At 68.8% G+C, this 6000-nt stretch carries 8 protein-coding genes; 5 read left to right on the top strand and 3 right to left on the bottom strand.

The window, feature by feature from the left end; genetic code table 11:
• The 3 genes from HY726_20330 to HY726_20320 all read right to left on the bottom strand — a co-directional run.
• Positions 1–214 (bottom strand): hypothetical protein (locus HY726_20330; GenBank protein MBI4611344.1); only part of this gene is annotated, 214 nt, incomplete at its 3' end.
• Positions 215–245: 31 nt separating this feature from the next.
• Positions 246–1139, bottom strand: coding sequence for an ABC transporter permease (locus HY726_20325; GenBank protein MBI4611343.1), 894 nt, complete (start codon positions 1137–1139; stop codon positions 246–248).
• Between the two features lie 31 nt (positions 1140–1170).
• Positions 1171–2133, bottom strand: a complete 963-nt coding sequence (locus HY726_20320) for an ABC transporter permease (GenBank protein MBI4611342.1) — start codon at positions 2131–2133, stop codon at positions 1171–1173.
• A 189-nt stretch (positions 2134–2322) separates the two neighbouring features.
• On the opposite strand from HY726_20320, the gene HY726_20315 reads away from it, so the two are divergent.
• Genes HY726_20315 through HY726_20295 form a run of 5 tightly spaced genes read left to right on the top strand, consistent with a single transcriptional unit; the run spans position 2323 to position 5945 of the window.
• A complete protein-coding gene (locus tag HY726_20315) occupies positions 2323–2730 on the top strand; it encodes a PaaI family thioesterase (protein ID MBI4611341.1) in 408 nt (135 codons plus the stop codon).
• A gap of 25 nt (positions 2731–2755) precedes the next feature.
• The gene (locus tag HY726_20310) at positions 2756–4162 is read left to right on the top strand and encodes an amidase (GenBank protein MBI4611340.1); all 1407 of its coding nucleotides are present in this window, start codon (positions 2756–2758) and stop codon (positions 4160–4162) included.
• Between the two features lie 38 nt (positions 4163–4200).
• Complete coding sequence (locus HY726_20305; GenBank protein ID MBI4611339.1) at positions 4201–4512, top strand: DUF4286 family protein; 312 nt, start codon at positions 4201–4203, stop codon at positions 4510–4512.
• Positions 4513–4534: 22 nt separating this feature from the next.
• Positions 4535–5005, top strand: a complete 471-nt coding sequence (locus HY726_20300) for a DinB family protein (protein MBI4611338.1) — start codon at positions 4535–4537, stop codon at positions 5003–5005.
• A 10-nt stretch (positions 5006–5015) separates the two neighbouring features.
• Entirely contained in the window at positions 5016–5945 is a 930-nt protein-coding gene (locus HY726_20295; GenBank protein MBI4611337.1) for an LLM class F420-dependent oxidoreductase, read from the top strand.
• Positions 5946–6000 lie beyond the last annotated feature (55 nt).

Below are 6000 nucleotides of genomic sequence, written 5' to 3'. Positions count from 1 at the left end.
GGTCGTAGTGGAGCAGCCCGCTGTAGACCCCGGCGACCGCCTGCTGGACCGACAGGGGCCCTTCGGCGTGGATGTCCAGGCGGCCGGGATCCGCGTAGTCATACCAGTTGAGGACCCCGCCGTAGCGGGGCTTCTCCTGGGCGAGAGCGCCCACGGCGCCCAGGCCGATCAGCATCAGGGCAAGGAGCAATCTCAGGACGGCCGACTTTCTCATTGGTGGTCCTCCTCTGTGTTGCACCTCTCGCTCATCCGAGTCCGCCCCGGAGCCGGGGATCGGTGAGATCCCGGATGGCGTCTCCCAGGAGGTTCAGCCCGAAGACGGTCAGGCTGATTGCCAGGCCCGGGAAGAAGATCATCCAGGGCGCCGTTTCCAGCGCCTGGGTTCCAGCCGTCAGCATCCCGCCCCAGGAAGGCTCGTCAGGCGGGGCCCCCAACCCGAGGAAGCTGAGCGCCGCCTCCACGACGATGGCGTAGCCGATGTTCACGGTGAAGAGCACGATATAGGTGGCGAAGCTGTTGGGCAAGATATGGAGAAAGATGATCCGCCAGTGCGAGCAGCCTGCCGCCCGTGCGGCTTCCACGTAGGTGCTCTCCTTGATGCTGAGGGCCACGGACCTCAGGGTCCGCGCCGCCGTGGGAGTCAATAATATCGCCAGCGCGATGATCACGTTGTTGACTGACTGGCCGAGCGCTGCCATCAGGGAGAGCGCCAGGACGATGGGAGGAAGGGCCATCAGCGTGTCCACCAGGCGCTGGCTTGCGCTGTCCGCCAGGCCGCCGAAGTACGCGGTGATGATTCCCCAGAGCGCGCCGAGCGTGATCCCGAAGGCTACCGAGACCAGGCCCACGTAGAGGGAGAGGCGTGCCCCCCAGACCACGCGGCTCAGGATGTCCCGCCCGATGTGGTCCGTCCCCATCGGGAACTCGGCGCTCGGGGGAAGGTACTGGGCGAAGGCGGCATCCTTCGCGCCGTGGGGCGCGAGCTGGGGGGCGAAGATCGCCGTGACGACCAGGCCCAGCACGAGGACGCCGCCGACGGCGCCGAGGGGCTGGCGCACGGTGAAGCGACCGAGGACGAGCAGGAGGTCGCGCACGCTGCCAGCCGCACGGGCGGGTTCGACCGCGGCGTCACGGCTCATACCGACGGCGAGGCCGGCCCGGTTTGCCATCTCAGGTGTACCTGATCCGAGGATCGAGCCAGGCGTAGAGCAGATCCACGAGGAGGTTGATCGTGAGGAAAACCACCGCCATCACGAAGATGATCGCCTGCACAGTGGGATAGTCACGGTAGCTGACTGCCTGAACCAGCGCGGTCCCCATGCCCGGGACAGCAAAGATGATCTCCATGATCACGATCCCGCCGAGCAGCCGCCCGCCCCACCACCCAATGAACGTGACGACCGGAAGGAGGGAGTTCGCGAGCGCATGACGGTAGACGACGACCCGCTCAGCGAGGCCTTTGGCGCGGGCGGTCCGCACATAGTCCTGGCGGACGACTTCCAGCATCTGGGAGCGGGTGAGGCGCGCGATGGGCGCGCTGATGTAGTAGGCCTGGGCGAGCGTTGGCCAGATGAGCTGCTTCAGGTTCTCGACGGGGTTGTCGACGAACGCGACGAACTCGAGCGGCGGGAGCCACCGGAAGAACCGGACCAGGCCGTAGAGGATCAGCACGCCGGTGAAGAAGATCGGGAGGCTGAGGCCGCTGATGCTGACCACGCGCACCAGGTAGTCGGCCCACGTGTTCTGGCGCACCGCGGAGATGACGCCGAGGGGGATCGCCCAGACGACGGCGACGAGGATCGTCAGGAAGGCCAGCTCCATGGAGCGCGGGAAGCGTTCGACGATGATCTCCGTCACGGGTCGCCGCTGAGTGTACGAGTAGCCGAAGTCGCCGCGGAGCGCGTTGCCCAGCCAGGCGAGGTACTGGATGACGATCGGCCGGTTGAGGCCCAGCTCCTCTCGGATCTCCTGGATCTGCTTCTCCTGGACGGCGCTCGACTCGGTCCCGGTTTGATAGACCAGGATTTCGGCGATGTCCCCAGGCACAAGGCGCATCAGGACGAAGATCATGATCGAGGCCCCGACCAGGGTCGGCACGAAGAGGAGCAAGCGCCGCAGCACGTACTTACGCATGGCGGCCCGGAGGCAGACCCGGTGAAGACGGCCTGGCGTGGAGCATCAGAAGTAGCCTAGTATAGCCGGACGGGGGAGCGAGGGGAAGCGATTCGGATCGTCGGCCACCCTGGGGGCGGGAGCAGACCCAGCTGCCAGCGGGGAAGGGAGGGTGACTACGTGGCCAGGCGGCTCGAGGTCCTGAGGGGGATGCTGAAGGGCGAGGTCCCACTGCCGCCCATCGCACGGCTCGTCGGTTTCACGCTGGCGTCGGTGGAGGCCGGTGAGGTCGTGATCGAATTCGAGGCGAACGAGCGCCACGCCAACCTCGTGGGCACGCTCCACGGGGGCGCCCTCTGCGTCATCGCCGATGCCGCGATGTCGATGGCTTACGGCAGCACGCTGGAGGAGGGGCGAGCGTACACGACCCTGGAGCTGAAGATCAACTACCTGAAGCCGGTGTGGAAAGGCAGGCTCAGGGCGGTCGGCCGGGTCGTCAAGGGGGGACAGACCGTTGGCCTCGTCGAGTGCGACGTGACCGACGAGGAACAGCACCTGGTGGCCCGCGCCATGGGGACATGCATGACGCTCCGGGGCGACCAGGCGCAGGGGCGGTGAGGGCCACGAGGCCCGGCCGTTTCACATGCACGAGGACATCTCCTTCCTGACGATCCGTGACCTCGCCCGGCGCATCCGGGGGAGGGACATCTCTCCGGTTGAGGTCGTGCGCGCCTACCTGGAGCGAATCGAGGCGCTCAACCCGCGGCTGAACGCGATCGTCACGCTCAACCCGGAGGCGCTCGCCGAAGCGGGGAGGGCCGAAGATCGAGTCGTCCACGGGGAGCCGCTCGGGCCGCTCCACGGGGTGCCGTTCACCGTCAAGGACTGCTTCGACACCGCCGGGGTGCGCACGACCCGCGGGTCGAGGCTGTTCACCGACTACGTCCCCGCGGCCGACGCGACGGCGGTGGCCCGTCTCAAGCGGGCGGGCGGGGTCTTCCTCGCCAAGACCAACCTGCCGGAGTTCGCGTTCTGGTGGGAGACCGACAACCTCGTCTTCGGCAGGACGGTCAACCCCTGGAACCCGGCGCGCACTGCCGGCGGATCGAGCGGAGGCGAAGCCGTGGCACTGGCGACCGGGCTCTCGCCGCTCGGCCTCGGAAGCGACGTCGGCGGGTCGATCCGGATGCCGGCGCACTGTTGCGGCGTCGTCGGCCTGAAGGCGACGCACGGGCGTATCCCGCTGACCGGCCACTGGCCGGAGACGCTCCTCCGGGCCATGCACGTGGGCCCGATGGCGCGCGCTGTCGGCGACCTGGCCCTCGCGCTCCAAATTCTCGCCGGGCCCGACGGCCACGACCCCTACGCGCTGCCCGTTCCTGCCCCCGAGCTTCCCGACCCCGGGCCATCCCTTCGGGGCCTGCGCGTGGGCTGGAGCGCGGAGGGTGGTGCCGCACCCGTCGAGCCCGTGATCCGGCAGGTCGTCAGCGATGCGGCAGCGTGCTTCGCCGGGTTGGGGTGTCACGTCGAGCCCGTGAGCATTCCGGCCCTGGACCAGCGCGACTGGCAGGTGCTGTCGGCGACGCTCTACGCCGCGGAGGCCGGCGCGTACCTCGAGCCGATCATCGCGGGGCGCCGCGGGGAGCTCCATCCGGTGCTCCAGCGCCGGCTGGGCGTCGGGAGCGGGTCGCTCGGCGACTACCTGCGCGCCCACGCCGAATGGGAGCAGCTCCGGCGTGAGGTGGCCGCGTACTTCAGCCGCTACGACCTGTTCCTGTGCCCGTGCGTCCCCGTCGTGGCCTACCCTCACGGCCAGGTCGAGCTGACGATCAACGGCAAGGTCGTGCCCGCCCGCCACGCGCTCCGCGCGACCGTGCCGTGGGATCTCACGGGCTCGCCCGCACTGGCCGTGCCGTTCGGCTGGAGCCCGGATGAGCTGCCGGTCGCGGTCCAGCTTGTGGGCCGCCACTTCGACGAAGCCACAGTCCTGCGCGCGGGCGCAGCGTTGGAAGCCGTCAGGCCCGTCGCGCGCCGGCCGCCGGTCACGTAAGGCAACGCTAACCGCCCGCTCGGGCGCGGAGGACACCCATGGCCATCGCCCTGTTTGCCGTGAAGGCCACCATCACCCCGGACCGGGAGAAGGCCTTCAACGAGTGGTACAACCACGAGCACATCCCCGACCTCTTCAAGTTCAAGGGGATCGTGAGCGCGCGCCGCTACAAGGCCATCATGGGGGAGGACAAGTTCCAGTACCTGGCCCTCTACGAGTTCGAGAGCGAGGAGACGCTCCAGGCCTTCCTCAAGTCCGAGCACTTCGCGTGGCTGAAGAAGGAGACCGACGCCCACTTCGGCGACGTCTGCGAGCGGCAGCGCGCGGCCTACGTTCAAGTCTGGCCCTGAGGGTGCTATACTGCCTCGCGCCATGACGCGCGAGGCGCTTCTCGAAACCCTGCGCGCGACCCCGCACCGGGTCGGGGAGCTGGCGCGGAGTCTCTCCCCCGACCAGATCGCACGACGGCCTCGGGCGGGGGAGTGGTCCATGAGCGAGATCCTCAACCACCTCCTCGTCGGCGAGCGGGATGTCATCCTTCCCCGCTTGAAGCTGATGCTCGTGCGGGAGGCTCCTGTTTTCCCTTCTTCAGCCTCGAGCCGGACCGGGTTCGCGGCGGACCCGGTCGCTCGCGATTTCGCAGTGGACCTCGCCGCGTTTCGCCGGGTGAGGGAGGAGACCCTGGCGCTCCTCGGCGGCCTAAAGGATGCGGGCTGGCAGCGGGTCGGCACCACCCCGACACGCGGGACGCTCACCATCGAGACCTACGCCCGCTATCTGGCCGACCACGACACGGAACACCTCGCCCAGCTTGAGGCGACCCGAACCTCGCTGGCTCCGTGAGAGGAGCGCGATGAAGTTCGGTCTCTTCACCGGTCTGACCGGTATCAGCTGGCCCGAGCTGGTCGCCCTCTGGCAGCACGTGGAGGCCACGGGCTGGGACGCGGCCTTCGTGACCGACCACTTCATGCCGAACCTTCCCGACCCGGTCGGCGACACCCTCGAGTGCTGGACCAGCCTGTCGGGTCTCGCGATGGCGACGCGGAAGATGCGGATCGGGACGCTCGTGTCGGGGAACACCTACCGCCACCCGGCGCTCCTGGCCAAGATGGCCACCAACGTGGACATCGTGTCCGGCGGGCGCTTCGTCTGCGGGATCGGGGCCGCCTGGCAGGAGAACGAGCACGTCAGATACGGCATCCCGTTCCACACGGTGCGCGAGCGGCTGGCCCGCCTGGACGAGGCGTGTCAGGTGCTGCTCGCCCTCTGGACTCAGGACAGGGTCACGTTCAGGGGGAAGTACTATCAGCTCGACGGCGCCCCGCTCTTCCCGAAGCCCGTTCAGAAGCCCCACCCCGAGCTCCTGGTGGGCGGCGGCGGCGAACATCTGACGCTCAAGATCGTCGCGGCCTACGCGGACCACTGGAACGTCTGGGGCGGGCCGAGGACCCTCGCCCGGAAGGGCCGGGTGCTCGAGGAACACTGCACCCGGCTGGGGCGCGACCCCGACACGATCACGCGCTCGGCCAACATGGCGCTCCTCCTCACCGACAAGCGGGAGGCGATCGAGCGGCTGGTGGCCGGGTTCCTCAAGCGCTTCGGTTGGAGCGAGGAGCTGGTGCGGGACACGGTTCTGGCGGGGAGCGTAGCCCAGGTCCAGGAGACCGTCGGGCGGCTCGGCGAGGCGGGCGTGGGCCACCTCTTCATCCCCACCTTCCTCCCCGCGTGGAGCTACGAGCAACTCGACCGCTTCATCACCGAGGTCGCTCCCGCGTTTCGGTAGTAATCGGAGGGGGACACCCACGCCTTCGGCGCGGGTGGGCGCTCGAGCGGCGGTT

This window comes from Candidatus Rokuibacteriota bacterium (assembly GCA_016209385.1).
In the GTDB taxonomy this organism is placed as follows: Bacteria; Methylomirabilota; Methylomirabilia; order Rokubacteriales; family CSP1-6; genus JACQWB01.
The sequence above is the reverse complement of the archived record's forward strand: the minus strand, read 5'-3'. Positions and strand labels throughout refer to the sequence as shown.

Bases quoted from the DNA above. Each gene is read 5' to 3' on its own strand.
- HY726_20325 (MBI4611343.1), bottom strand. From the start codon at position 1,139: ATGAGCCGTGACGCCGCGGTCGAACCCGCCCGTGCGGCTGGCAGCGTG.
- HY726_20320 (MBI4611342.1), bottom strand. From the start codon at position 2,133: ATGCGTAAGTACGTGCTGCGGCGCTTGCTCCTCTTCGTGCCGACCCTG.
- HY726_20305 (MBI4611339.1), top strand. From the start codon at position 4,201: ATGGCCATCGCCCTGTTTGCCGTGAAGGCCACCATCACCCCGGACCGG.
- HY726_20295 (MBI4611337.1), top strand. From the start codon at position 5,016: ATGAAGTTCGGTCTCTTCACCGGTCTGACCGGTATCAGCTGGCCCGAG.
- HY726_20310 (MBI4611340.1), top strand. From the start codon at position 2,756: ATGCACGAGGACATCTCCTTCCTGACGATCCGTGACCTCGCCCGGCGC.
- HY726_20300 (MBI4611338.1), top strand. From the start codon at position 4,535: ATGACGCGCGAGGCGCTTCTCGAAACCCTGCGCGCGACCCCGCACCGG.
- HY726_20315 (MBI4611341.1), top strand. From the start codon at position 2,323: ATGCTGAAGGGCGAGGTCCCACTGCCGCCCATCGCACGGCTCGTCGGT.